At 63.2% G+C, this 24,222-nt stretch carries 25 protein-coding genes and 1 pseudogene; 17 read left to right on the top strand and 9 right to left on the bottom strand.

Annotation, left to right across the window (positions count from 1 at the left end):
* Positions 1-5 precede the first annotated feature (5 nt).
* Both QCM77_RS01815 and QCM77_RS01810 read right to left on the bottom strand, forming a co-directional pair.
* Positions 6-722 (bottom strand): glutathione S-transferase family protein, encoded by a 717-nt coding sequence (locus tag QCM77_RS01815; protein WP_462804279.1) that lies wholly within the window; start codon positions 720-722, stop codon positions 6-8.
* Positions 685-1,428 carry an SDR family NAD(P)-dependent oxidoreductase gene (locus tag QCM77_RS01810; RefSeq protein ID WP_279681643.1) on the bottom strand — a complete coding sequence of 248 codons (744 nt, stop codon included), beginning with the start codon at positions 1,426-1,428 and terminating at the stop codon, positions 685-687. The genes QCM77_RS01815 and QCM77_RS01810 overlap by 38 nt, the downstream gene beginning before the upstream one ends.
* Positions 1,429-1,780: 352 nt before the next feature.
* On the opposite strand from QCM77_RS01810, the gene QCM77_RS01805 reads away from it, so the two are divergent.
* The 5 genes from QCM77_RS01805 to QCM77_RS01785 are packed head-to-tail and all read left to right on the top strand — an operon-like array spanning position 1,781 to position 7,098.
* Positions 1,781-2,518 carry an SDR family oxidoreductase gene (locus QCM77_RS01805; protein WP_279665734.1) on the top strand — a complete coding sequence of 246 codons (738 nt, stop codon included), beginning with the start codon at positions 1,781-1,783 and terminating at the stop codon, positions 2,516-2,518.
* Positions 2,519-2,528: 10 nt separating this feature from the next.
* The gene (locus QCM77_RS01800; RefSeq protein WP_279681642.1) at positions 2,529-3,710 is read left to right on the top strand and encodes an acyl-CoA dehydrogenase family protein; all 1,182 of its coding nucleotides are present in this window, start codon (positions 2,529-2,531) and stop codon (positions 3,708-3,710) included.
* Between the two features lie 23 nt (positions 3,711-3,733).
* On the top strand, positions 3,734-4,864 hold the full coding sequence (locus QCM77_RS01795; protein ID WP_279681641.1) for an acyl-CoA dehydrogenase family protein: 1,131 nt from the start codon (positions 3,734-3,736) through the stop codon (positions 4,862-4,864).
* 14 nt (positions 4,865-4,878) lie between these two features.
* On the top strand, positions 4,879-6,066 hold the full coding sequence (locus QCM77_RS01790) for an acetyl-CoA C-acyltransferase (protein ID WP_279681640.1): 1,188 nt from the start codon (positions 4,879-4,881) through the stop codon (positions 6,064-6,066).
* A gap of 21 nt (positions 6,067-6,087) precedes the next feature.
* Positions 6,088-7,098, top strand: a complete 1,011-nt coding sequence (locus QCM77_RS01785) for an NAD(P)H-dependent flavin oxidoreductase (RefSeq protein WP_279681639.1) — start codon at positions 6,088-6,090, stop codon at positions 7,096-7,098.
* A 569-nt stretch (positions 7,099-7,667) separates the two neighbouring features.
* Here the strand turns inward: QCM77_RS01785 and QCM77_RS01780 are convergent.
* Positions 7,668-8,360, bottom strand: a complete 693-nt coding sequence (locus tag QCM77_RS01780; RefSeq protein WP_279681638.1) for an SDR family NAD(P)-dependent oxidoreductase — start codon at positions 8,358-8,360, stop codon at positions 7,668-7,670.
* Positions 8,361-8,597: 237 nt separating this feature from the next.
* Here QCM77_RS01780 and QCM77_RS01775 point away from each other — a divergent pair, with 237 nt between their 5' ends.
* From QCM77_RS01775 to QCM77_RS01735, 9 genes are all read left to right on the top strand, one after another.
* On the top strand, positions 8,598-9,401 hold the full coding sequence (locus QCM77_RS01775) for an SDR family oxidoreductase (protein ID WP_279681637.1): 804 nt from the start codon (positions 8,598-8,600) through the stop codon (positions 9,399-9,401).
* A complete protein-coding gene (locus QCM77_RS01770) occupies positions 9,394-10,596 on the top strand; it encodes a pyridoxal phosphate-dependent aminotransferase (protein WP_279665744.1) in 1,203 nt (400 codons plus the stop codon). Before QCM77_RS01775 ends, QCM77_RS01770 begins: the two co-directional genes overlap by 8 nt.
* Before the next feature lie 223 nt (positions 10,597-10,819).
* Positions 10,820-11,752 carry an ABC transporter permease gene (locus tag QCM77_RS01765; protein ID WP_279665746.1) on the top strand — a complete coding sequence of 311 codons (933 nt, stop codon included), beginning with the start codon at positions 10,820-10,822 and terminating at the stop codon, positions 11,750-11,752.
* Entirely contained in the window at positions 11,752-12,555 is an 804-nt protein-coding gene (locus QCM77_RS01760; protein WP_279665747.1) for an ABC transporter permease, read from the top strand. Before QCM77_RS01765 ends, QCM77_RS01760 begins: the two co-directional genes overlap by 1 nt.
* A 28-nt stretch (positions 12,556-12,583) precedes the next feature.
* On the top strand, positions 12,584-13,648 hold the full coding sequence (locus tag QCM77_RS01755) for an extracellular solute-binding protein (protein WP_279681636.1): 1,065 nt from the start codon (positions 12,584-12,586) through the stop codon (positions 13,646-13,648).
* Positions 13,649-13,659: 11 nt separating this feature from the next.
* Positions 13,660-14,754 carry an ABC transporter ATP-binding protein gene (locus QCM77_RS01750; RefSeq protein WP_279665749.1) on the top strand — a complete coding sequence of 365 codons (1,095 nt, stop codon included), beginning with the start codon at positions 13,660-13,662 and terminating at the stop codon, positions 14,752-14,754.
* A gap of 138 nt (positions 14,755-14,892) precedes the next feature.
* The gene (gene pxpB / locus QCM77_RS01745; RefSeq protein WP_279665750.1) at positions 14,893-15,588 is read left to right on the top strand and encodes a 5-oxoprolinase subunit PxpB; all 696 of its coding nucleotides are present in this window, start codon (positions 14,893-14,895) and stop codon (positions 15,586-15,588) included.
* The gene (locus QCM77_RS01740) at positions 15,585-16,562 is read left to right on the top strand and encodes a 5-oxoprolinase subunit C family protein (RefSeq protein ID WP_279681634.1); all 978 of its coding nucleotides are present in this window, start codon (positions 15,585-15,587) and stop codon (positions 16,560-16,562) included. Before pxpB (QCM77_RS01745) ends, QCM77_RS01740 begins: the two co-directional genes overlap by 4 nt.
* Before the next feature lie 35 nt (positions 16,563-16,597).
* On the top strand, positions 16,598-17,365 hold the full coding sequence (locus QCM77_RS01735) for a 5-oxoprolinase subunit PxpA (RefSeq protein ID WP_279681633.1): 768 nt from the start codon (positions 16,598-16,600) through the stop codon (positions 17,363-17,365).
* On the opposite strand, the gene QCM77_RS01730 is transcribed toward QCM77_RS01735, so the two are convergent.
* Genes QCM77_RS01730 through QCM77_RS01705 form a run of 6 tightly spaced genes read right to left on the bottom strand, consistent with a single transcriptional unit; the run spans position 17,358 to position 22,038 of the window.
* On the bottom strand, positions 17,358-17,783 hold the full coding sequence (locus tag QCM77_RS01730) for an acetyl-CoA carboxylase biotin carboxyl carrier protein (protein WP_279681631.1): 426 nt from the start codon (positions 17,781-17,783) through the stop codon (positions 17,358-17,360). The genes QCM77_RS01735 and QCM77_RS01730 overlap by 8 nt on opposite strands.
* Positions 17,774-18,751: a 5-oxoprolinase subunit C family protein gene (locus QCM77_RS01725; protein WP_279681629.1), complete on the bottom strand. Its 978-nt coding sequence runs from the start codon at positions 18,749-18,751 to the stop codon at positions 17,774-17,776. Before QCM77_RS01725 ends, QCM77_RS01730 begins: the two co-directional genes overlap by 10 nt.
* Entirely contained in the window at positions 18,748-19,410 is a 663-nt protein-coding gene (gene pxpB / locus QCM77_RS01720) for a 5-oxoprolinase subunit PxpB (RefSeq protein ID WP_279681628.1), read from the bottom strand. Before pxpB (QCM77_RS01720) ends, QCM77_RS01725 begins: the two co-directional genes overlap by 4 nt.
* Entirely contained in the window at positions 19,407-20,762 is a 1,356-nt protein-coding gene (gene accC, locus QCM77_RS01715) for an acetyl-CoA carboxylase biotin carboxylase subunit (RefSeq protein WP_279681626.1), read from the bottom strand. The genes pxpB (QCM77_RS01720) and accC overlap by 4 nt, the downstream gene beginning before the upstream one ends.
* Positions 20,762-21,232 carry an acetyl-CoA carboxylase biotin carboxyl carrier protein gene (gene accB / locus QCM77_RS01710; RefSeq protein ID WP_279665759.1) on the bottom strand — a complete coding sequence of 157 codons (471 nt, stop codon included), beginning with the start codon at positions 21,230-21,232 and terminating at the stop codon, positions 20,762-20,764. Before accB ends, accC begins: the two co-directional genes overlap by 1 nt.
* 47 nt (positions 21,233-21,279) lie before the next feature.
* Positions 21,280-22,038, bottom strand: a complete 759-nt coding sequence (locus QCM77_RS01705) for an SDR family oxidoreductase (RefSeq protein ID WP_279665760.1) — start codon at positions 22,036-22,038, stop codon at positions 21,280-21,282.
* Between the two features lie 186 nt (positions 22,039-22,224).
* Between QCM77_RS01705 and QCM77_RS01700 the strand changes: the two genes are divergently transcribed.
* From QCM77_RS01700 to QCM77_RS01690, 3 genes and pseudogenes are all read left to right on the top strand, one after another.
* Positions 22,225-23,211, top strand: coding sequence for a LysR substrate-binding domain-containing protein (locus QCM77_RS01700; protein WP_279681624.1), 987 nt, complete (start codon positions 22,225-22,227; stop codon positions 23,209-23,211).
* A gap of 97 nt (positions 23,212-23,308) precedes the next feature.
* Positions 23,309-23,980, top strand: a complete 672-nt coding sequence (locus QCM77_RS01695) for a 4-carboxy-4-hydroxy-2-oxoadipate aldolase/oxaloacetate decarboxylase (protein WP_279665764.1) — start codon at positions 23,309-23,311, stop codon at positions 23,978-23,980.
* 38 nt (positions 23,981-24,018) lie between these two features.
* A pseudogene (locus QCM77_RS01690) lies at positions 24,019-24,219 on the top strand (hypothetical protein); the annotation flags it as partial.
* Between the last annotated feature and the right edge of the window lie 3 nt (positions 24,220-24,222).

Raw genomic sequence — 24,222 nt, 5'->3', positions numbered from 1 at the left:
GGCTCTCAAGCCCTGGCAGGCATCGGTGTAATCGGTGCTGCCGGAACATTCGCCGCAACCGCACGCTGGTAAGCCTCCCGGCTTCGCATACGCTCGAGATAGGGCTGGGCATTGTCGCAAATGCCGACGCCGTAGGCGACCGCCCAGTCCAGGCACGTCGTCAGCAGGATATCGGCGCTGCTGAAGTGCTCGCCCATGATGAAATGCCGGCCGTCGGCCAGCGCGACCTCGACGTGGCGCAGCTGCGCCCGAAAATATTCCGCGGCTTGAGCAACGACCTCCGGTGCAACGCCGTAAATCGGGCCGAGCGCATCGGCGCTGTGACGGCGCATCACATACAGGCTGGTCGAGTCGAGCTCCGTGACGATAAAGAAGCACCATTCCAGCCACGCGGCATAGTCGCGGGTGGATTCCGGAATCAATGCACGCTCAGGCGTGGAGTACATGCGCGACAAATATGCGACGATCGCCGCACTTTCGCCGATGCGGAAGTCGCCGTCCTGCAGCAGTGGAATCTTCTGGCGCGGATTGAGCCTGGTGTATTCGGCGGTCTTGGTCTCGCCGGTCCGCGGGCCGATCGGTTTGGTCGTGTAAACCAGGTCCAGCTCGTGCATCGCCCAGTGTGGTCGAACGGTGCGGCTTGTCCCGACGCCCCACAAAGTGAGATCTGGATTGTCGCTCATGTCACCATTTCTCTGCAGCAGGGCGAAGATCGAGTTCATGGGTCCAGCCGTCGCGGCTTTGCTGATGGGCGAACCAATAGGCTTCGGCAATCGAGGAGGTCTTGGTCAGGCTGTCGGGAGGTATCTCGCTGGCCTCGATCCCCTTGGCCGCCTTCATGCGCTGATGAATGGCTTCGCTATCGACGCCGGCGTCGATGATGAGATGGACGACATGAATGTTCTTGGGTCCGAGCTCGCGCGCCATGGCCTGGGCCAGCGCGCGGAGACCGAATTTTGCCGATGAGAACGCGGCGAACCCCTTGCTGCCGCGGATGCTTGCGGTCGCACCGGTAAAAAAGATGGTGCCGCGCCCGCGCGGCAGCATGACGCGCGTGGCTTCGCGCCCGACCAGGAAGCCGGCGTAGCAGGCCAGCTCCCAGGCCTTGAAGAACAGCTTCTCCGTGGTCTCCAGCAGGGGCTTGTTGACGTTCGAACCGGCATTGAAAAGGCAGACCTCGATCGGGCCAATGTCGCGCTCGACGTCCGCGAACAGCTTCTGGACGTCGGCTTCCTGACGGGCATCGATGCTGAAGGCGTGGATGCCGAGGCCTTTCGCCCTGAGCTCATCGACGAGCGCCTGGGATTTGGCCGCATCGCGTCTACAGATGCAAACAGTGTAGCCGCCGCCGGCAAACCGCCGCGCAACGGCAGCGCCGATGGCATCACCCGCGCCGACCAGCATCGCGACTCCGCGACTTTCTCCCATGTTCGTCTCTCCCATAAGTTCTTATTTGATACGCTATCGGTATCGGCTGAAAGTCGCGTTGTAAACGAGTTCTCGCGGGTCTTTGAATATGGCAGTGAAGTTGCCACTTCGGGATCCGACAGTGCCGCTAAAATAGCGATTGACGAGTTCTAAAAAAGAACGCATGTTTCGCGGTGAAGCGCAGTTTTGAAAAGCGCCGATGTTCTGCAGGTGGGAGGCGATTGGTCGTGGCGAAGCAGTCGCAAGCGCTCGGTTTCGATGAGACTGACGGCCGCGTAAATTGCGGTCCACGTTCCAGGACCGACAGAACAGCTTCGCACACAGCGAGCCTAACCCAACCGGGAGAAGACTCTTGAAGAAAAGAAATGCAACCGTCGCCGTGATCGGCGCGGGCGATTTCATCGGCGGCGAGATCGCCAAGAAATTTGCCTCCGAGGGCTTTACCGTCTTCGCCGGCCGGCGCAACGGCGACAAGCTGGCGCCGCTGGTCAAGGAGATCGAGGCCGCCGGCGGCGAGATCCACGGTCGCTCGCTCGACGCGCGCAAAGAGGAGGAGATCATCTCCTTCCTGAACGACGCCGACAAGCACGCGCCTTTGGATGTCTGCATCTTCAACATTGGTGCGAACGTCAACTTCCCGATCCTCGACACGACCGAGCGCGTTTTCCGCAAGGTCTGGGAGATGGCCTGCTACTCCGGCTTCCTTGCCGGGCGCGAGGCGGCCCGGCTGATGCTGCCGCGCGGGCAAGGCAACATTTTTTTCACCGGCGCGACAGCTTCCTTGCGCGGCGGTAGCGGCTATGCCGCCTTTGCCAGCGCCAAATTCGGACTGCGCGCTGTGGCGCAGGCGATGGCGCGTGAGCTCGGCCCGAAGAATATCCACGTCGCCCACCTCATTATCGATTCCGGCGTCGACACCGAGTGGGTTCGGCAGCGGCGCCTGGAGGCGCTGGGCCCCAACGCACTCGATGATCCCGATCTGCTGATGCCGCCGGCCTCGGTAGCGACGTCCTATTGGCAGCTTTATCAGCAGCCGAAGAGCGCCTGGACCTTCGAGCTGGAAATCCGCCCCTTCGGTGAGAAGTGGTAGGACGCGCACGATGGAACTCGCACTGTCTCCCGAAGACGCGGCCTTCCGTGATGAGGTGCGCGCTTTCATCGCCGAAAACTATCCGAAGGAAATGCGGGTCCCCAATCCGGAGACCGACCTGACCAAAGAGCAATCGCTGCTCTGGCACCGCATTCTCTACAAGAAGGGCTGGATCGCGCCGCTCTGGCCCAAGGAATATGGCGGCCCCGGCTGGTCGATCACCAGACGCTTCATCTTCGAGCAGGAGGCAAGCCGGGCCGGGACGCTGCCGCCGTTGGCGTTTAGCGTCACCATGGTGGGGCCCGTCATCTACACCTTCGGTAACGACGCGCAAAAGCAGAAGTTCTTGCCGCGGATTCTTGCGGGTGAGGATTGGTGGTGCCAGGGCTATTCCGAGCCGGGCTCGGGCTCGGACCTCGCCACGGTCCGGACCAAGGCCGTGCGCGACGGCGACCACTACATCGTCAACGGTCACAAGACCTGGACGACGTTGGCGCAACACGCCGACTGGATCTTCTGCCTGGTGCGTACCGATCCCTCGGCCAAGCCTCAGGCCGGCATCTCGTTCCTCCTGATCGACATGAAATCGCCCGGCGTCACGGTGCGTCCGATCATCACGATCGACGGATCGCACGAGGTCAATGACGTCTTCCTTGAGGATGTCCGCGTCCCCGTCGAGAACCTGATCGGCGAGGAGAACAAGGGCTGGACCTATGCCAAATTCCTGCTGGGCAACGAGCGCACCAGCATGGCCGGAATCGGCCGGTCGACCCGCTACCTCGACCGGTTGAAGAAGATCGTGAAGGCGGAGATCCCCGCGGATGATCCGGCGCATCTCGAATTTTGCAAGGAAATCGGGCGAATCGAGCTCGACGTGCTTGCGCTCGAAGCCACCGAGTTGCGGGTCATTGCCCAGATGGCGCGCGGCATCGATCCGGGTCCTGCGGCCTCGCTGTTCAAGATCCGCGGCACCGAGATCTTCCAGGGCATTACCGAGCTGACGCATCGCGCCATCGGCAATTACGGACTGGCGCTTCGCGAGCAAACTTTGAGCGCAAACCAGTTCATGCCGGGTCCCGATTACGGCCACACCGCGTCGGAAAAGTACCTGAACGCGCGCAAGCTCAGCATCTACGGCGGATCGAACGAGATCCAGCGCAACATCATCGCCAAAGCGGTGCTCGGTCTCTAGCAACAGCGCAACAAGAGGATCGGATGGATATCCAGTTCACGGAAGAGCAGGAACTGTTGCGCTCCAGCGTACAGCGTATGCTACGCGACCAGTACAGCTTCGAGGCACGCCGCAAGATTGTCGCCAGCGAAGACGGCTGGAGCCGCAGGCAGTGGGGCGCCTTTGCGGAGCTCGGCCTGCTTGCCGCGCCGTTCTCCGAGGAGAGCGGCGGGCTCGGTGGCGGCCCGCTCTCCACCATGATCGTTGCTCAGGAGTTCGGCCGCCACCTTGTCGTGGAACCGTACGTCGAAACGGTCGTGCTGGCCGGCGGCTTGATCGAGCATGCAGGGTCCAAAGAGCAGAAGCAGGCCTTGATTCCCGATATCATCGCCGGACAGAAGATCTGGGCGCTGGCATGGACCGAAAAAGGCGCGCGCTTCGATCTTACCAATGTCGCGACCGCGGCGCGGCGCGACGGCAAGGACTACATGCTCAGTGGTGAGAAGACCGCCGTCATCGCGGCGCCTTGGGCGGACTATCTTATCGTCTCCGCCCGCACCAAGGGCCAGCGCGACGATCGCGCCGGCGTCAGCCTGTTCGTCGTCGATGCCCGGGCGGCCAATCTGGATCTGCGCAGCTTCAAGACCATCGACGGCCGCCGCGCCGCGGAAATCACCTTCCGCGACGTTCGCGGCGAGTTGCTCGGCAGCGAGGGCGAGGGCGTCGCCCTGCTGGAAGCCTGCCGTGACAGGGCCATCGGCGCGCTCTGCGCCGAGGCGGTCGGCACGATGGCCGAACTGAACTCCGCGACGCTGGAATACTCCAAGGCCCGAAAGCAGTTCGGCGTCACCATCGGCAGCTTCCAGGTGTTGCAGCACCGGATGGTCGACATGTTCATCGCCCATCAGGAGGCGCTTTCCCTGATGCAGCATCTCAATCTCAGCCTCGGCGCCGGCGAGAGCGGTATTTCGCGCCTCGCCTCCGGCGCCAAGTCGAAGGTCGGGTATGCCGGCAAGTTTATCGCCGACCAGGCGGTGCAACTCCACGGCGGCATGGGTATGACCGACGAATTGAACGTCGGTCATTACTTCAAGCGAATCTCCTCCATCAACATCCAGTTCGGCGATCCCGCTCACCATCTGCTGCTTTATGTGCAGCTCGACGCGGCTGCGTAACAAAAGAGGCCAGCATGACGACAGAGGCAGTTATCGTTTCCACCGCCCGTACCGGTGTCGGCAAGGCCTATCGGGGCGCGCTGAACAGCACCGATGGGCCGACCATGGCTGGCCATGTGATGGCCGAAGCGGTCAGGCGCTCGGGCATTGATCCGGGCGAGGTCGAAGACGTGGTGATGGGTTGCGCGATGCAGCAGGGCACCATGGTGATGAACGTCGCACGCAAGGGGGCGATTCGTGCCGGCCTGCCGGTCACCGTTGCCGGCACCACGATCGATCGGCAGTGCGCCTCCGGCCTGCAGGCGATCGCGGTCGCGGCACGCTCGATCATGCTGGATGGCGTTGAGATCGCGATTGGAGGCGGCATCGAATCGATCAGCCTGGTGCAGAACGAGCACATGAACAGGTTCCATGCCGTTGACGACGAGCTGATGGCGATGAAGCCTGAGATGTACATGTCGATGCTCGACACCGCCGAGATCGTTGCTGAGCGCTACAAGATCGGCCGCGACCGGCAGGATGAATACAGCCTTGAATGTCAGCGCCGCATCGGCGCCGCGGTGCAGGCCGGTCGCTTCAATGACGAGATCGTGCCGATCACCACCAGGATGGCCGTCGTCAACAAGGACACCAAGGAGGTCACTTATCAGCAAGTGACGCTGTCGAAGGATGAAGGTCCGCGCCCCGAAACGACGGCGGAAGGACTGGCGAAAATCAAGCCGGTGTTCGAAGGCAAGACCATTACGGCCGGCAATGCCAGCCAGCTCTCCGACGGCGCATCGGCCTGCGTGATCATGAGCGACAAGATCGCCGCGAAGAAAGGCCTGAAGCCGCTCGGCATCTTTCGTGGCTTCGTCGCCGCCGGCGTCGAGCCGGACGAAATGGGCATCGGTCCGGTCGCTGCAATCCCGCGCCTTCTCAAGCGGCACGGTCTGAAGATCGATGACATCGATCTCTGGGAGCTGAATGAAGCCTATGCCGTCCAGGTGATCTACTGCCGCGACAAGCTCGGCATCGACCCGGACAAGCTGAACGTCAATGGCGGCTCGATCGCGATCGGCCATCCCTATGGCATGACGGGCAGCCGGCTTGCGGGGCATATCCTGATCGAGGGACGGCGGCGCAAGGCGAAGTATGGCGTGGTGACCATGTGCATCGGCGGTGGCATGGGCGCGGCGGGCCTGTTTGAAATCGTCAACTGATCGGAAAGCGGAGAAGCGCACGTGAAGACAGCAATCACTGAACTGTTCGGCATCCAGCGTCCGATCATCCAGGGCGGCATGCATTATGTCGGCTTTGCCGAGCTGGCAGCCGCGGTGTCGAACGCTGGCGGTCTCGGCATCATCACCGGCCTCACCCAGCGGACGCCGGAATTGCTGGCGAAGGAAATTGCGCGCTGCCGTGACATGACCGACAAGCCGTTCGGTGTAAACTTGACCTTCCTGCCGAGCTTCACCGCGCCGCCCTATCCGGAATATATCGCAGCCATCAAGGAAGGCGGCGTCAAGGCGGTGGAGACCGCCGGCCGCAGCCCGGAGGCGTACATGCCCGCGCTGAAGGCGGCCGGCATCAAGGTGATCCACAAATGCACCTCGGTGCGGCATTCGCTGAAAGCGGAGAGAATCGGTTGCGATGCCGTCAGCGTCGATGGCTTCGAATGCGGTGGCCATCCCGGCGAGGACGATATCCCGAACATGATCCTGCTGCCGCGCGCGGCGGATGAACTGAAGATTCCGTTCGTGGCCTCGGGCGGCATGGCGGATGCGCGGAGCCTCGTTGCGGCACTGTCGATGGGCGCGGCCGGAATGAATATGGGCACCCGCTTTATCGCGACCAAGGAAGCCCCCGTCCATGCCAACGTGAAGCAGGCGCTGGTCGAAGCCACCGAGCTCGACACCGTGCTGGTGATGCGTGCGCTGCGCAACACCGAGCGCGTGCTGAAGAACAAGGGCGTCGATCAGCTGCTTGAAGTCGAGCGCGAAAAGGGGGCGAGCCTCAAGATCGAGGACATCCATGAGCAGGTGGCGGGTGTCTACCCCAGAGTAATGGTCGATGGCGAGATGGACGCCGGCGCCTGGAGCTGCGGCATGGTGGTCGGATTGATCAACGATATCCCGACAGTGAAGGAGCTGGTCGACCGCATCATGGCGGAAGCCGAGCAGATCATCCGGCGGCGGTTGACCGGATTCCTTGACGGCGCTGCGGCGAATGCGACCGCGCGCGCCGTTGCTTGACGAACAACGTTAGGAATAATCGCTTGGAGCGCGAGAGCGGCAGTCACTCGTCGCTTTCTCCGCCTGTCCTAGTAAACAATCGGCCAGCTAGCGATCTGCGCGGTGAACGCCCCGGAACCTGCAGTACCAAGCTGAGCAGTTGCTTCACCTCGCGTACGTCTATCCTCGCCTCCGAGGGCGTTCGAGGTTGCGGAGGCTGATGTAGGCGACGCTGTTGCCAGCGCCGGACCGTTGGAAAGTCTGGCAGAATTAATCGTTCGCAATTGATCGTGCGGCCATTGCCGTGGGCCAGATAAGGGAGGGTCTGACATTCAATTTGAGGCCAATCGCGGCCGAGAAGTTCGGTCACTTCGCCATCGAATTCGTCCATCGCTGATGCGACAAGCTCTACTGCCATGTTGAGACTCTGTCGTCGATGTCCTTGCCCCATGCATTGTTGACCTCATTGATTGAACGGCCCTGTTCCGGATCCGAACTGGCCGAACGCTTCGACCGTTCCATCGGCCACCGGTTTGCTCGGGCTGTTCGACCGGCGTTCCTGCAACGAATGCAATTGTCTCGCCCAGGCTTTAAAGCATCGGCTCGAACTGGCAGTGCACGAGCATCTCGGAGACCGAGGCGTTGTTCGGCAGCATGAGTGCGGTTTCCACAAGGCCGGCGATGTCGCCAGGCTGGCTCATCTCGTGGCGGGGAATTTCGTCGTCGTTCAGCGTCATGTCGGTCGCAACGTAGCCCGGGCAGATCACCGTCGCCCGAATGCCGGCCGCGCGACCTTCCCGGCGAATGCCGTGGGTGAGTGCAACCACGGCGAACTTGGTCAAGGCATAGCCGACGTTGCTTCCCACGCGCTTTCCGGAGAGGGACCCTAGATTGATAACCCGGCCGTGACCGCAGACGGCCAAATGAGGGAGGGAGGCTCTGATGAGGCGCAGGGGACCCTTGACGTTCACGCGCCACATTTCATCCAGCTCGTTCTCACCCTCGTCGGAGACACGGACCTTCGGATTGATGCCGGCGGTGTTGACGATGGCGTCGACGCCGCCCCATCGTGCGACCGTCGCGTTGACCCACGCGGCCGGGCTCTTGGCGTCTTCGGCATCATAACGGTGCGTCATGAGTCTCTCGCTTTCCGCGAGCCGGCTCGGGTCGCGAAGCCCCGCCGATACGCGGAAGCCCGACGCCAGGAGCCGGTCGACGACGGCGCGTCCAATGCCGCGCGAAGCCCCGGAGACCAAGACGATCCGATTGCCGACTTCCAACATCCGAGTCCGTCTCCCACGGGTGAGCCAAGAGTATCACGAAATGTAAGGGGACACGCGTGACGGCGAGTAAGAGAAATTCACTCTGCCGGCATTGGGCGTGCTTATGGCTCGCGAGCCTGCTACTTCGGCCGGGATATTGGATGTCCTTATGAGGGCAGAACAAATCCGCTCTATGCGCGCTTCGGCCTCCGCACGTAACTTTCCGCCGCTTTGGCTGACTGCAAGAGAGCCTTGCGGATGGGATTTTCGGACTACCGAACGGCGTTGGTGACGGGCGCGTCCTCAGGTATTGGGGCTGCGACGGTTCGGCGCCTCCGCGCCGAGGGGATCGAGGTTCACGCATTGGCGCGCGATGTTCGCCGGCTGGCCAGCCTGTCGGACGAGACCGGATGCCACGCATGCGCCGTCGATATGAACGATCTCGACGGCTTGAGGCGGCTGGCGAGCTCGACGGAATTCGACATTCTCGTCAACAATGCCGGTCGGTCGCGGCGCGGCAATATCCTGGAGATGGCGCCTGATGATGTCGACACCCTGGTCGACGTCAATCTGCGTGCAGTCCTGCACCTGACGCGGCTGATCGCACCAGGCATGGCGAGGCGCAACCGCGGCCACGTGGTCAATATCTCGTCGATCGCCGGCCACTATGCCTTCGGCGAGAACGCCACGACATTCAATTCGTCCGTGGCCTATCACGCGACGAAGGCGGGGATTCATTCGCTGTCGCAGCAGTTGCGCGTCGATCTCTACGGCACCCGCGTTCGCGTCACCGAGCTATCACCTGGGCGTGTCGCGACCAGCATCTTCCAGAACCAGAATGCCGCCGACAATCCGGATGCCCGCTTCGTCGGGACGTTCGAGACGCTCCAGTCCGAGGACATCGCGGATGCCATTGCGTTCGCGGTGGGATCGCCGGCGCGGATGAACGTCGCGACGATTGAGGTCGTACCCACGTTTCAGGTCGTCGGCGAACTGCGATTTGCGAGCCGATCCGAGGCCGCACGTTTGAAAGAGATGAGAAGTGGAGCCGACAATGCCTGAACTCGCAAACCGCCTCAAGACAGTGAAAGTATCGGCCTCGGCGGCGATGACGGACAAGGCGCGCGAGCTCCGGGACGCGGGCGTCAAGATCGTGGGCCTGTCGTCCGGCGAGCCCGATTTTCCGACGCCGCCGCATGCGATCGAGGCCGCACATCGGGCGGCCCTTGCCGGCGATACCAAATATCCGGCGCAGCCGGGGACCGTCGCGCTGCGGACCGCTGTCCAGCGCAAGTTCAAGCGCGAGAACAATCTCGACTACGCTCTCGACGAGATCCTGATCGCCAATGGCGGCAAGCAGATCATCTTCAACGCTCTGTTTGCTACCTGCAATCCGGGCGACGAGGTGGTCATTCCGGCACCGGGCTGGATCACCTATGCGGACATCGTTCTTCTGGCGGAGGCGACGCCCATCACGGTCCCTTGCCCGGAGAACAACCAGTTCAAGCTTCGTCCGGCGGACCTGGATGCGGCGATCACGCCCCGGACGAAGTGGTTGATCCTGAATTTTCCCAACAATCCGACTGGCGCTGCCTGTACGCGCGAGGAGATGCGCGCGATCGCCGACGTCATGCTGAAGCACCCCGACGTCTGGATTCTCACCGACGACATCTATGAACATCTCACTTATGACGGTTTCGAGTTCTGCACCATCGCGGAGGTCGAGCCGCAGTTGAAGAATCGCGTCGTAACCGTGAACGGCGCGTCCAAGGCCTACGCCATGACGGGCTGGCGGGTCGGCTATTGCGGCGGCCCCAAGGACCTGATCGCCGCGATGAACAATGTCCACGGTCAGGCGACCGGCGGAATCTGCACAGTGAGCCAGGCAGCGGCCGTCGCGGTCCTGGACGGACCGCAGGACTACCTGAAGGAGCGCGCTGACATTTATCGCGACCGGCGCGATCTGGTGGTCAAGCTCCTCAATCAAGTTCCCGGCATCACCTGCCACAAGCCGCAAGGGGCTTTCTACGTGTTTCCCAACATCGCTGGCTGCATCGGCAAGTCCACGAAGGGCGGGCGACGGCTGGAATCCGATGCCGACTTCATCTCGGCGCTGCTGGAAGAGCAGCATGTCGCGGCGGTGCCCGGCGGCGCCTACGGCATGAGCCCGTACTTTCGCATTTCCTACGCAACCGATACCGAATCACTCAAGGAAGGCTGCCGGCGCATCGCGAGCTTCTGCGAAAGCCTGCGCTGACCGGGCGCGCCGATATGTCAGGGGGCTTGGCCTTCGGCGGAGAACGAAAGATGCAACCAGCGGCATTCGTCGACCAAGATCGGAGCAGTATGCCGAACCAACTGTCATAATCCTTCTTAATGCCCCTAAACGAAGATGTTCTTGGTCCTGTAGGATATCGACGCATAAGCTTTGTGCAAAGAGGGGTACTGCCTTGGTATCGCGCAGTCGAGGACGGCCAGCGATGACCACCAGCGACGATGCGGTGGCGGTTTTAAGTATTCAAGCTCCACCGGCAACCCGGCGGGCGTCGCCGTGGCGTCTGGCCCTCCCGGTCGGGCTTCTCGCCGTCCCGATGCTGGCATTCCTGACGTACTTCTTCTTCTATCCGGCGCTGGGGCTGCTGCTTTCGAGCATCCAGACACAGGACAGCCGCGGCATCATCGGCCGTCCGTTCACTCTTGCGCACTACGCCCGTCTGATCAACGTCGAGCTCTACGCACGCGTGCTCTGGACGACGCTACGGATCAGCATCATCACCTCCGCGCTCGCGACGGTGCTCGCCTATCCGGTTGCGCTGGTGATGGTCAAGAGCCGTCCGATGGTCACGCGCATCATCACCTTGATCGTCATCGCGCCCCTCATCGTCAGCGTGGTCGTTCGTGGGTACGGCTGGCAGCTCGTGCTCCAGAACGGTCCGAAGGGAATGCTGAACTGGATCCTGATGACGCTGCATATCGTCGATGCCCCGATATCGGTCCTCTACACCGAGGTAGCCGTCGTCATCGGGTCGCTGCACGTGTTCTTCCCAATGATGGTTCTGCCGCTGGCCTCGGCGCTCAGCAAGATCGATCCCAACCTCGAAGATGCAGCCCGGATGTTAGGCGCGCCATGGTGGAAGGTGTTCCTCCGCGTGACGCTGCCGTTGAGCATGCCCGGCTTCGTGGCGGGATTTACCCTGGTATTCTCGCTTACCGCCGGCTCCTTCGTCATTCCCGCGATCCTGGGCGGCGCTTCGGCGATCATGCTCGGCAATCTGATCGAGCAGCAGATCTTCGTCGTCTACGACTGGCCGTTCGGCGCCGCCATTGCCGCCGTTCTCGTCGGCCTGGTCCTCGCAGTGAACGGCGTCTCGATGTGGCTTCTGGAAGGACGGCGTCTCAGGAGGCCCGACTGATGGACGAGCGGTTTTCCGGCTTCGGCGCCTTCATCCTCTACACCATCACCGCCGGCATGATGCTGTTCATCCTGGCGCCGCTGCTCCTCGTCATGGCGGTGTCGGTTTCCGATTCCTATTTCGTGACGTTCCCGCCGCAGGGCTTCACGCTGAAATGGTATGCCAAGGTTCTCCAGGACAGAGACTTCCTGGAGGCGATGAGGCTGAGCATTCTGCTCGCGCTCGGCACGACGGCGGGCTCGCTCCTGTTCGGCGTGCCCGCGGCCTTTGCGCTGGTCCGTGGCAAGTTCTTTGGACTGGCAGCGATCAAGGGGTTCTTGCTGTCGCCGCTGATTTTCCCGGCGCTGGTCACGGGCCTGGCGCTGCTTCAGGTCCTGACCAAGCTCGGCTCGCAGGATGCGCGGCTCAACCTCCTGATCGGGCACGTAGTCGTGACGTCGCCCTATGTCATCCGCACCGTCGTCACCAGCCTCCAGCTCGTGGATGAGAATCTGGAGGATGCCGCGCGCACTCTCGGCGCAAACCGGCTGAGGACCTTCTGGCGCGTGACGTTGCCGCAGATCGCCTCGGGCGTCGCCGCCGGCGGACTGTTCGCCTTCATGGTGTCCTTTGACAACTACCCGGTCACGATGTGGCTGGCGAACTCGGAATACTCACCCGTGCCGCTCGTCCTGATGCGGCAACTGGTCAACGTCTTTGATCCTTCCGTGCCGGCGATGTCGACGATCATCATCCTCATGGCGATGGTCGGCGTGCTGCTGCTGGAGAAACTGGTCGGCCTTCGCCGCGCGCTGGCCGCTTGATGTGCATTGGTAGATGGAGATTGGACTCATGAAGCTGACACGTAGGACTCTCATTCAAGCCGGTGCATCTGCGATTGCCTTCCCGACGATCATCAGTCGGGCGTCGGCGCAGGACGTCAAGCAGCTGCATGTCGGCGTCTACAATTCCGCGCTCGGCAAGCTCATCCAGAAAGAGGTCATTCCCAAGTTCGAGGCCGAGTTCAAGTGCCGCGTCTTCACGATCGAAGGCGCGACGCTGTCGAACATCGCCGCCCTCCGTGCCACCCGCGATACGCCGCGCTTCAGCATGATGATGATGGACGATGTCGGCATCCCCCAGGCCAAGCAGGAAGGGCTGATCGACAAGCTCGACACGAGCAAGATCCCGAATCTTGCGAAGGTCTATCCGCGCTATCTGTTCGAGGAGGATTATGGCGTCGGCTTCTCGATCTCCAGTGCGGCCATGTTCATCAATCCGCAGGTGACAAAGCCGCTCGAGAGCTACGAGCAGATCTTCGACGCCAAGTATCGCAAGCAGATCCTGCTGAATACGCCCAAGAACACGCAGAGCGTGCTGATGCTCATCGTGGCGACGGCGCTCGCGACGGGCAAGCCGCTGAAGGAAGCGCAATACCTTGTCGATAGCGGCTGGGACAAGCTCGCAACCCTCAAGCCCAACGTCCTGACGATCTACGACAGCGAGGCGCAGGTGCTCCAGGTGGCCCAGGGTCAGGCGACGATCGGCGGCATCGAATATTCGAAGGCGATCTATCCGCACACGGCCAAGGGCATGCCGCTCGACATGACGTTCCCCAAGGAAGGCGCGTTCACCGGCATCAACAGCATGACGCTGGTCAAGAATGCGCCTGAACCGGAGCTTGCTTGTGCGCTGATCAACCGCATTCTGGAGCCCTCGGTCGCCAAGATGCTGTCCGAGCAGACGCTCAGCGCGCCCTCGGTGGGCGGGATCGACTTCAAGCCGAAGACGGCCAAGTTCCTGGCCTATCCCGACACCAAGGCAACCGATCTCGGGCTGTTCACGCCGGACTGGAAGTTCATCGTTCCGCGCCGCGGTCCGTGGCTGGAGCGCTATAATCAGGTGTTCACGAGCTAAGGCAGGTTGCCATGAGGTCTTCCGAAGTCAGGCTTGACCGCCTCAGTAAGGAATATAACCGCACCATTGCGGTCAACGACGTCTCGCTCACGATCGAACCGGGCCACATGGTGGCGCTGCTCGGTCCGAGCGGATGCGGCAAGACAACGTGCTTGCGCATGATCGCCGGGCTGATCCGCCCGACATCCGGCGACGTGTTCGTCAACGACAAGAGGATGACCGACGTTCCGGTGCATCGCCGCAATGTCGGGATGTTGTTCCAGAACTACGCGCTGTTTCCTCATATGACCGTTGAGGAGAACATCGCATTCGGCCTCGAGATGCGCGGGATATCCAAGGCCGATGCTGCAAGGAAGGTGGGCGAAGCGCTCAGTCTCGTCCAACTCTCCAGCTTCGGGAAGCGTTATCCGGCGCAGCTCTCCGGCGGCCAGCAACAGCGCGTCGCGCTGGGGCGCGCCCTGGTGATCGAGCCGGCCATGCTGCTACTCGACGAGCCGCTCGGGGCGCTGGACAAGGGGCTTCGCGAGAGCATGCAGGTCGAGCTGCGCGCGCTTCAGCGCAGGCTCGGCCTGACCACCATCATGGTGACCCACGACCAGGATGAAGCTCTCACCATGGCGGACAAGATCGTGGTGATGCGTGACGGCAAGCTCGAGCAGGTCGGCTCGGCGACAGAAATCTACCAGCGCCCGACCTCGAAATTCGTCGCGCAGTTCATCGGCGCGTCAAATCTGTTTGAGGGCCCCATCGAGCAGCGAAACGGGAACGGAGCGGTCATTCGTGTATCGCCCGAATTGAGCCTTCAGGTCGATCAGATACCGCAATCCGTCAGCGACGTGATGGTCTCGATCAGGCCCGAAGCGATCCTCGTCGAGCGCGTTGGCCAGAGTCCGACGGAGCAACGTGCCAATAGCGTGATGGCGCGTGTCGACCAGGCGATCTATCGCGGATTTGTCAGTCACTACTACCTCAAGACGCCGAGCGGTGGGCAGATCATCGTATTCGAGCAGAATCAATCGCAGCAAGCGGGGCTTCGATACGCCGTGGGCGAGGAGGTTGTCGCGCGGTGGGAGTCGCCCAGCAATCACGTCATTGCCCGTCACTGAAGCTCGGGACGAGTGCGGCGCCTCGCGGGCAATCGACATCCCTTATACCCGCAGACGAACATCGTCTTGGATCGGCTTCGGCTGCCTGGCTAGACTTGACGGTGGCAGCGCCGCGGGCGTTGCACCAGCGAGGCCCTTTTGTCGATTAATCAGTCCAGCGCTCCCTTTGTCGGCGCGATCGAGAAAAGCCCGAAGATCAGCCTGATCGGCACGCTCGCGATGCTGGTCGAGGCGCCGGGTGACTTTGACCTGGTTCAGCAGGGGCGAATCTGGGCCCTTGCGGATGCGGTTTCCACCTGGCCCAACGTCCAGGAGGCCGTCATTGGCGTCACCAACGTGATGCTCCTGTTCGAGCAGCCGCCTGCGGATATCGGCATGCTCAGCGCTTCGATCGTCGAACTATGGCATCGTGTGCGCAGCCGCAAGGCCGACGGCAAGGTGATCGAAATTCCCGTGGTCTATGGCGGGGAGCTCGGCTTCGATTTGCCGGCGGTCGCAAGCCGTGCCGGACTGTCCGAGCGCGACGTCATCAGGATCCACAGCGAAGGCGACTACACCGTCTGCGCCGTCGCGAGCTCGCCGGGGTTCGGCTACCTCCATGGCCTTGATCCGCGCATCCACATGCCGCGCAAATCGGTGCCGTCGATCAACATGCGCGCAGGCTCGGTGACCATCGGCGGGATGCAGACCGGCGTCGCGGTGCTGACAAGTCCGAATGGATGGAACGCGATCGGATGGGCCTCGGTCGCGATGTTCGACCCACGGTCTGAACAGCCTTCGCTCATGCTTCCGGGCGACCGTGTCAGATTCAGGATCGATCGGATCGAGCTGTGATCGAGATACTGACCAGCTCTGCCTTCAACACGATCCAGGATCTTGGGCGCCACGGCGCGCGCCGTTTCGGCGTGAGCGCCTCCGGCGCCATGGATCCCGTCGCGCTCGCGGCCGGCAATGCGCTGCTCGGCAATGTTGACGGTGCGGCCGGCATCGAGATCCAGACCTTTCCGTTCCGCCTGCGCTTTTCGGCCGACACCGCATTTGCGCTCACCGGCGCCGATCACGAATCCACGCTGGCGGGATCAACCGTCCGGCCGTGGTGGTGCACGCGGGCGAAGGCGGGCGACATTCTCGCGGTCACCGCGCCGCGGCGTGGCGCGCGGGTCTACGCCACGTTCGGCGGCGGCATCGATGTTCCGCGTGTGCTGGGCTCGCGCAGCACGCATCTCCGTGCCGGGTTCGGTGGGCTCGAGGGGCGTACCTTGCAGGCCGGCGACGTCGTGCCGATCGGGAGTTCGCTGTGTAAAAGCGACGGCCGCTTCGATTTTGGCGTCGAGCCGCCCGATCTGTCGATCAATAGCCGTGGTCCATCGAAGGAGCGCGTGCTGCCGGTGCGCGTCATGCGGGCCGGCGAATATGACCTGTTTTCGGAAGCGATGCAGGCCGCATTCTGGTCCACGACCTGGAAGATCAGCGCCCGGAGCGACCGGGGCGGCTACCGTCTCACTGGCGGCAAGCTGGCATTGGACGCACCGGTCGAGATGCGCTCGCATGGTGTGGTGGCTGGCGTCGTGCAGGTGCCGCCGGCCGGCGAGCCGATCATCCAGATGAGCGACGCCAATACGGCGGGCGGCTATCCGAAGATGGCCGCCGTGATTCAGGCCGACCTCTGGCGTCTCGGCCAGGCGGCGCCGGGATCGTTCATTGCCTTCAGCGAGGTGAGCTACCAGGACGCGGTCGCGGCCATGGCTCCTGTCAATGACTACCTCGCGAAGCTGCGAGCAACCGCGGATCTCTATCGCGCGCTTTGAGTGGACGTCAACAATAACAAGAGCAGGGTACGAGCATGAAAATCGGCATCAATTCGGATATGGGTGAAGGCTTCGGCAATTATCGTATCTGCGACGACGAGGCGCTGATGGGCATCATCTCGTCCGCGAACGTGGCGTGCGGCTTCCACGCCGGCGATCCCATCATCATGGATCGCATGGTGCGCCTGGCGAAGCAAAAGGGGGTCGAGGTCGGTGCCCATCCGGGCCTGCCCGATCTGCTCGGGTTTGGCCGCCGCGTCATCCAGATGGATGCCGCTGAGCTCGAGAAGCACATGGTCTATCAGATCGGCGCCTTGCAGGCGATCGCAGCCAATGCCGGCCACCGCGTGACCCATGTCAGCTTCCACGCAGCGATGGGCAACATGGTCAATGCCGACCCTGATATGGCCGATATCGTCGCCCGTGCGATTGCGACCATCAATCGCGATTTCATCGTGTTCTCGCAGCCGGACGCCGAGATCGTGCGCGCCGCGCGCAAGGTCGGCCTGCGCATCCTCACTCTGTTCCTCGCTGACCGCGCCTATGACGAGAATGGCCATCTGGTGTCCCGCAAGCTTCCTAACTCCGTCATCACCTCGACGGAAGCCGTGGCAGAGCGAGTCAATCGCTTCCTTGATAGTGGCACCGTGCAGACGATCGAGGGCAAGTCGATCAAGGTCGAGGCGCGCTCGATCCTAATCCATAGCGACACGCCCGGATCGGTCAACCTTGCCGGCACGGTGCGCCGTGTGATCGAGCAGGGCGGCGGCGAAGTCACGCCCGCAACTGTCCTGCTCAATTGATCGGGCTGCTCTCGGAGAGCGGGCGGATGCGCACAATCGGTGTGCCGTAGCCGACCGTTGCGCCAGGCTCCGCGATCACGGCATCGACGGTCCCGGCGGCCGGTGCCACAATGGGCGCATACAGCAGGCCGATCTTGGCGAGGCCGACGATCGCACCGGCCTGGATGTGCTGGCCTGGTGCGACGAACGGCTTGTCCCGCCAGGGATGGGCCGCGAGGAAATGCCCTGCGACGTCGGCTTTGGCGATGACGGAATGGTCAGCAGCGGGGGCGACAAGCGTCGGTGACGCAGCCATTCGCGGGCCCGTGTCGACGACGAGCTTCAAGGACTGGCCGGGCTCCTCGATTTCGATCGCGTCGACGCCGGACCGTTCGAGGATTTGCGCCAGACGCGCGATATCGGTCAGCTCTATCGGCATGTTCTGATCTCCTCGATAAGGCGCACATTGGTTCTGAGCCGCTCGAGATACGCTGACATCTCGGCCTCGGCTGCTAGTGCATCGGCGTAAGCAGTTTGCTCGAACCGCAGCTTGCCGCCGAGCCTCGCCTGCCCGACGCGCCACAAATCGGCGCGGATCACGGTCGCGATCTTCGGATAGCCGCCGGACGTCTGCGCGTCGCGCATCTGGATGATCGGCTGTCCGTTCGGCGGAATCTGGATGACGCCCGGAACAATGCCGTGCGAGCGTTTCTCAATCGGTGCCTTCGGCTTCACGGGGGGACCTTGCAGGCGGTAGCCGTAACGGTTGCTCTGCGGCGTGATCTTCCAGCTGCCGGACCAGAACAGCGCCTGCGTGGCGGCGTCGAACCGGTCATATTCGCCGGCGATCACGGCCCTGACGATGGTTTCGTCCGCGGCAGCGTTCGGCCGCGCGAGCGTGATTTCGGCCGGCTCGACCCCGAACTCGCCGATAGCGGCCGTGGACGCGGCACAGGGCAGGATATCGCCGGGCTGGAGCGGCCGTCCGTGAAGGCCGCCGAACTCGCCGCGAAACTGCGTGCTGCGCGAGCCCAGCACCGCAGGCACGTCGATGCCGCCGCCGACGGCGAGATAGCTTCGTGCGCCGCGGGGTAGCGCCCTGATGGTCAGAACATCTCCGGCACGGGCGTGCGAACGCCACCATGGCGGGATCACGCGTCCTGCGATCTCGGCCTCGACATCGCCGCCCGTGAGCGCAAAGGCCATGTCCCGGTCGAAACGAAGCTTGAACGGCAGCATCGGGATTTCGATGCCGGCAGCGTTCTCGTCGTTGCCGAGAAGGATGTTGCCGGCGCGCAGGGCGACGTCGTCCATCGCACCCGAAGTGCCGACCCCGAAGCGATACTGGTCGAAGCGGCCGAGATCCTGGACGCTGGCGGGCCCCGTGACTGACAGGATCTCGATCACCGGATCACCCGTTCGATCTCGAAGCGGATGGTATCGCCCGGTGCGAGCGCGGCCGGTGTCGGCCAGGACGGATCGAAGAACGCCCAATTCGTGTGTCCGATGGCGTGCCAGCCGCTCGGCCCGGGCGAAGCGGAGACACCGGTCTGCGATCCGCCGATCGACACCGAGCCGCCCGCGGAGCGTTGCAGCGGCGTCTGCCGCCGCGGCATGGTGATGCGCGGGTCCATGCCGCCGAGATAGCAATAGCCGGGATGGCTGCCGAGCGCGAACACCGTGTAGAGCGGGGCGGCATGGATCGAGACCAGGTCGTCGACGGATAGGCCGCAATGGTGGGCGACGGACTGAAGCTGCGATCCGATCTCGCCGCCATAGGTGACGGGCAGCCAGATCTCGCGGCCGCCGATAGCAAGGCCTTCCGCCGCGTCCCAGCCATCGTTGAGAGCGGCGATCAAGGTCTCCAGTTCGCGCGGAGGTGTCTGGAAGGTCAGCATCAAATTGGTAATGCCGGGAATGGCCTCGCGAATTCCTGGCCATTTCGACGCGGTGGCAGCCAGCGACCAGATGCGACGCTGGTGCGGCAGGTCGAATGCGCCAGGCGCCTCGAACAGGAGGGCTGATGTTCCGAGCAAGCTGATCCGCGGCCGGTCCGGCGTCGTCATGGCGCGGCCACCCGCGCATTCATCCAGTGCTCGAGATGATGGATGTCATAGCCGCCACGGCAGAACGTCGGGTCGGCGAGGATCGCCTGATGCAGCGGCACATTGGTTCGGATCCCTTCGGCGCGTAGTTCGGACAGAGCGACGCGCGCACGCGCCAGGGCTTCTTCGCGGGTGCCGCCATGGGCGATCAGTTTGCCGATCAGTGAATCGTAGTGACGAGGAACGGTGGCGCCGGCTGTGATATGCGAATCGACGCGGATGCCAATGCCGCCCGGCACATCCCAGCGTGTCACCGCGCCGGGCGAGGGCGTGAAGGTGGTTGGGTCTTCGGCATTGATACGGAATTCGACCGCATGGCCGACACGCGTGATGTCGGTTTGCGCGATCCCCAGCGGCTCGCCTTGCGCGATGCGGATCTGCTCCCTCACGATGTCGATCCCCGTCGTCATCTCGGTGACAGGATGCTCCACCTGGACGCGCGTGTTCATCTCGATGAAGAAGAACTGTCCATCCTCGTAAAGGAATTCGAAAGTTCCGGCGCCGCGATAGCCGATCCGCCGGCAGGCTTCGACGCAGCTTGCGCCCACCTGCTCGATCAGTGCGCGATCGATGCCGGGTGCGGGAGCTTCCTCGACGACCTTCTGGTTCCTGCGCTGAAGCGAGCAGTCGCGGTCGCCGAGCCAGAGATGGTTGTCATGCTGGTCGCACAGCACCTGAATCTCGATATGGCGGGGCTTTTCGAGGAATTTCTCGATGTAGACCGCAGGATTCCCAAAGGCCTTGCTGGCTTCCGCGCGCGTCAGCGCCAGTGCCTCGTCCAGCGCGCCCGCGTTGCGCACGATCCGCATGCCGCGCCCGCCGCCGCCTCCGGCGGCTTTGATGATCACGGGATATCCGATGTCCCGCGCGATCGCGCGCACCTCGACAGGGTCATCAGGCAGGGCGCTGTCCGGTCCGGGTACGCAAGGCACGCCGGCCATCCGCATCGCGCGCTTGGCCGCGACCTTGTCGCCCATGGTCCGGATACAGTCGGCGGGCGGGCCGATGAAGGTGAGACCGGCACGCGCGACCCGGTCGGCGAACTCTGCGCTCTCCGAGAGGAATCCGTAGCCCGGGTGAATAGCCTGGGCGCCGCTGATCTCGGCCGCGAGCAGGATCGCCGCCATATTGAGATAGGTGCTGCTCGCCGGCGCCGGCCCGATGCAGAGCGCTTGGTCGGCGAGTGCGACATAGCGCGCGTCGCTGTCCGCCTCCGAGTGAATGACGACCGTCTTGAGACCCATCGCTCGACAGGCGCGCTGGATGCGAAGCGCGATCTCGCCGCGATTGGCGATCAGGACCTTGTCGAACATCAGGATGAAACCGCAGGACCAATCCGGAACATGGCTTGCCCCGCTTCGATCTCGTCACCGTTTTCCGCGAGGATCGCGAGCACGACACCGGGCGCCTCGGCGGCGATGTCGATGAAGGTCTTCATCGCCTCGATGATGCAGATCTTCTGCCCGGCCTCGATCCTCGCGCCGACCTCGACCAGCGGCGCCTCGTCCGGCGCCGCAGCCCGGTAAAACACGCCGTGCATCGGTGCGGCCACGACAACGTCGGCGGTGGCCGAGGCGGTCGCGTCGGGGGCGGGGCTCGCCTGGCGATCAAGGACGGGAGCCTCAACGCTGCTCCCGCTCGCAGGGGGGGCCGCGACCGGTGAGGGTGCCGCAGACGCGCGCTTGAGGATGCGAACGCGGGTGCCGTCCTGCGTGAGGTCCAGCTCCGCGATGGAGGAGCGCGCAACCAGATCCACGAGTTGTTCGATCTTTGGGAGGTCCACGGTCACGCTCCGCGTTGACGGCCTGTCGAGTTCGGGGCGTTCATGCGTCACTCGGCCGGCGGCCGGCTCTTCTGTGCAAAATTGAGGCCGCCGACGACCTGCTGGGTCGGCAGCACTTCCATGAAGGCGATATTCATGCGCGCCGGCGATCCAACCGCGAATGCGATCGAATTGGCGATATCCTCGGGCTGGAGTGCATCGTAGTCGTCGAAGAAGCGGCGCTTGGCTTCGGCCAGATCACCCAGCAGTCGCCCGAACACTTCCGTCTCGACCCGGGCCGGCGATATCTCGGTGACGCGAACCCTGGTTCCATAGAGGTCGACGCGCAGTTGCTGTGACAGCGAGTGAATGCCCGCCTTGGTGGCATGATACACGGTGTTTCCGCCGGCAAATGCGTAGTGGCCGGCGATGGAGGAGATGTTGACGACATGGCCGCGGTCGCGGCGCGCCATGCCCGGCACGACGAGCCGCGTCAGGTGCAGGACCGCGCGCAGATTGACGTCGATGAGCGCATCGACATCTTCCGGCGTCGTGTCCAGGATGTTGCCGCGCCGGGACTGACCGGCATTGTTGACCAGGACGTCGAACTCGGCCGACTTCGCCAGTGCCGCGAGCGCATCGAGGTCGCTGATGTCGACCGCGCAGACCCGGCATCCGGTCTCCGCGGACAAGGCGCTCAGGCGATCAACGTCGCGGGCCACGGCGTGAACTTCGAGTCCTTCCGCACGCAGCCGGCGAACCGTCGCAGCCCCGATCCCCGAGGATGCGCCCGTCACGAGGGCCGTTCGATAGTCCGAAAATCCCATCCGCGAGGGCTCCTCTGCTACCGTCCAACCCGCTGGTGGCGTCGGCTGCAACGCGAGCGGCGGACGAGTTCAGCACTACCTATAGGCCCCTCAGGTTCCAGGTGGTAAGAACAATTCCTTCTGATCCCATAGCTTCAGCCTATTGCTGCTGCATTGCTCCCTGTCTGGATATCCGGAGGCGACGTATTGGATACGAAACGTTTGGAGGCCTTCATCAAGGTCGTGGATCTCGGCAGCATGACGAGCGCGGCGAAGGTGCTGAATGTCGCCCAGCCGGCCCTGAGCCAGCACATTGCGAGCCTGGAGGCGGAGTTCAAGTGCAAGCTGCTCGACCGCAGCGCTCGCGGCGTCAAGCCCACCGAGGCCGGACGAATCCTCTATCGCTATGCCAAGTCGATCCAGCGGCAGATCGAAGAGGCCAGGCGTACCATTCTGGACAACAAGCCGGAGCTGACCGGCAACGTGACGATCGGTCTGGCCCCGCTCAGCTCGGCGGCATTGCTGGCGACCCCGCTGCTGATGCAGGTACGCGAACGCTATCCCGGCATCGTGCCGCACATTTACGACAGTTCCGGGGTCATGCTCAGCGAGATGATGCTGAAGGGGAGCATGGATATGGCTGTCCTCTACGGCGATCGCCCGGTGACCGGTCTCGATTACAAGCCGCTGATGCGCGAGTACTTCTATCTTGTCGCGCCTCGCAGCATGTATCCGGAGCAGATGCCTCGGGAGGAAGTTTCGGCGGCGGAGGTCGCGCAATTCGACCTGCTTCTTCCCTATCGGGAATCCTTCCTGCGACAGACGGTCGAGCGGGTCTGCGCCGAGGTGGGACTCCGCCCGCGCATCGTCGCCGAGATCCATTCCCAGTCGACCCTGTCTTCGGCGATTGCAGCCGGAGTGGGTGCTGCCGTGCTCCCCATCTCCATCGCAAAGGCATTGCCGAACCTGGATGAACTCTGCATCCGGCGCATCAATGCGCCGTCGGCCTCGCAGCAGATGTCGCTATGCATTTCCGATAGCGCTGCCTTGTCCGATGCCGCATTCGCTGTCTACAAGATATTGCTCGAGATCATCGTCAAGACCTGGGGGCAGTTCGATAGCCCTCCCGGCGCGGTTACCATCGCAGAGGAGGCTCCAACATCGCTTCTGGAGGGCCAGAAGAGCGAGCCATAACGAAACACGATGTGGCAATCCTAAAATCTGAAATTCTCCGATGCGAGGTGGTCGACTATCTCCGGTGGAGCGCAGTTTGCGGACCCTTGGAGGAACCATGGTTCACGTTGTCAGGACATTCGATCGGCCCGCTGTCGAGCTTGTCGAACGCATCAAGCAGTTTCCTCCTTCCACTCTGCACGAGGCGCAGGGCCGATCGGGCGCGCTGACCTCCAGCATCAAGCCGATCTATTCCGGGATGCACGCCTGCGGACCGGCGCTTACGGTGAGCTGCCATCCGGGCGACAACATGATGCTGATCACGGCGATTTCGCTGGCCAAGCCGGGCGACGTGCTCGTGGTGAGCGCGGGCGATCATCCCGAGCAGGGCGGCTTCGGCGAGGTGCTGGCGACGGCCTGCGTCGCCAAGGGCATCGTCGGCCTGGTCACGGATGCCGGCGTTCGCGATGGCCTTGCGGTGCGCGCTACCGGCTTCAACGTCTTCTCCTACGGCCTCTGCATGAAGGGCACCGTCAAGGAGACCCTCGGCACCATCAATCAGGCGATCGTCATCGGCGGCATCGCCGTGCGTCCCGGCGATATCGTGAGCGCCGATGATGATGGCGTCGTGATCGTGCCCAAGGAGAACATCGCCGACGTTTGCGTCAAGTCGGCGGCGCGCGAGGACAAGGAAGCCGGCGTAATGAAGGCGCTCAAGGCCGGCGGTGACATTCTCGAACTCTCCGGCATCGGCAAGGTGCTGGAGTCCAAGGGCTGCACCTTCGCCTGAGCGGCACACGCCGCAAGCGAGCAATAACAGGACCACCAGTGTCAGTCATTCTCGGCTCGGGCGAGCATCGCTACCGCGTCGTCGATAACTGGGCGAAGCTGCCGGACGGCTGGCAGCTCACCGACGTTGCCTCGGTCGCGGTCGACAGCCGCGACCGCATCTACGTCTTCAACCGCGGCGCCCATCCGATGGTGGTGCTCGACCGTGACGGCAATTTCCTGCGGAGCTGGGGCGAGGGGGCT

Origin of the sequence: Bradyrhizobium nivariense, assembly GCF_029846695.2 — a bacterium.
Taxonomy (GTDB): Bacteria; Pseudomonadota; Alphaproteobacteria; order Rhizobiales; family Xanthobacteraceae; genus Bradyrhizobium.
Note: the sequence above shows the minus strand (reverse complement) of the source record. Positions and strands in the feature narration are given on the sequence as shown.

What these genes read in the sequence shown, in the direction of transcription:
- QCM77_RS01765 (WP_279665746.1), top strand. Translation starts at nt 10,820, where the DNA reads ATGACCACCAGCGACGATGCGGTGGCGGTTTTAAGTATTCAAGCTCCA.
- QCM77_RS01790 (WP_279681640.1), top strand. Translation starts at nt 4,879, where the DNA reads ATGACGACAGAGGCAGTTATCGTTTCCACCGCCCGTACCGGTGTCGGC.
- QCM77_RS01775 (WP_279681637.1), top strand. Translation starts at nt 8,598, where the DNA reads ATGGGATTTTCGGACTACCGAACGGCGTTGGTGACGGGCGCGTCCTCA.
- QCM77_RS01695 (WP_279665764.1), top strand. Translation starts at nt 23,309, where the DNA reads ATGGTTCACGTTGTCAGGACATTCGATCGGCCCGCTGTCGAGCTTGTC.
- QCM77_RS01800 (WP_279681642.1), top strand. Translation starts at nt 2,529, where the DNA reads ATGGAACTCGCACTGTCTCCCGAAGACGCGGCCTTCCGTGATGAGGTG.
- QCM77_RS01810 (WP_279681643.1), bottom strand. Translation starts at nt 1,428, where the DNA reads ATGGGAGAAAGTCGCGGAGTCGCGATGCTGGTCGGCGCGGGTGATGCC.
- accC (WP_279681626.1), bottom strand. Translation starts at nt 20,762, where the DNA reads ATGTTCGACAAGGTCCTGATCGCCAATCGCGGCGAGATCGCGCTTCGC.
- QCM77_RS01755 (WP_279681636.1), top strand. Translation starts at nt 12,584, where the DNA reads ATGAAGCTGACACGTAGGACTCTCATTCAAGCCGGTGCATCTGCGATT.
- QCM77_RS01795 (WP_279681641.1), top strand. Translation starts at nt 3,734, where the DNA reads ATGGATATCCAGTTCACGGAAGAGCAGGAACTGTTGCGCTCCAGCGTA.
- QCM77_RS01735 (WP_279681633.1), top strand. Translation starts at nt 16,598, where the DNA reads ATGAAAATCGGCATCAATTCGGATATGGGTGAAGGCTTCGGCAATTAT.
- QCM77_RS01780 (WP_279681638.1), bottom strand. Translation starts at nt 8,360, where the DNA reads ATGTTGGAAGTCGGCAATCGGATCGTCTTGGTCTCCGGGGCTTCGCGC.
- QCM77_RS01815 (WP_462804279.1), bottom strand. Translation starts at nt 722, where the DNA reads ATGAACTCGATCTTCGCCCTGCTGCAGAGAAATGGTGACATGAGCGAC.
- QCM77_RS01730 (WP_279681631.1), bottom strand. Translation starts at nt 17,783, where the DNA reads ATGCCGATAGAGCTGACCGATATCGCGCGTCTGGCGCAAATCCTCGAA.
- pxpB (WP_279681628.1), bottom strand. Translation starts at nt 19,410, where the DNA reads ATGACGACGCCGGACCGGCCGCGGATCAGCTTGCTCGGAACATCAGCC.
- QCM77_RS01760 (WP_279665747.1), top strand. Translation starts at nt 11,752, where the DNA reads ATGGACGAGCGGTTTTCCGGCTTCGGCGCCTTCATCCTCTACACCATC.
- QCM77_RS01770 (WP_279665744.1), top strand. Translation starts at nt 9,394, where the DNA reads ATGCCTGAACTCGCAAACCGCCTCAAGACAGTGAAAGTATCGGCCTCG.
- QCM77_RS01705 (WP_279665760.1), bottom strand. Translation starts at nt 22,038, where the DNA reads ATGGGATTTTCGGACTATCGAACGGCCCTCGTGACGGGCGCATCCTCG.
- QCM77_RS01750 (WP_279665749.1), top strand. Translation starts at nt 13,660, where the DNA reads ATGAGGTCTTCCGAAGTCAGGCTTGACCGCCTCAGTAAGGAATATAAC.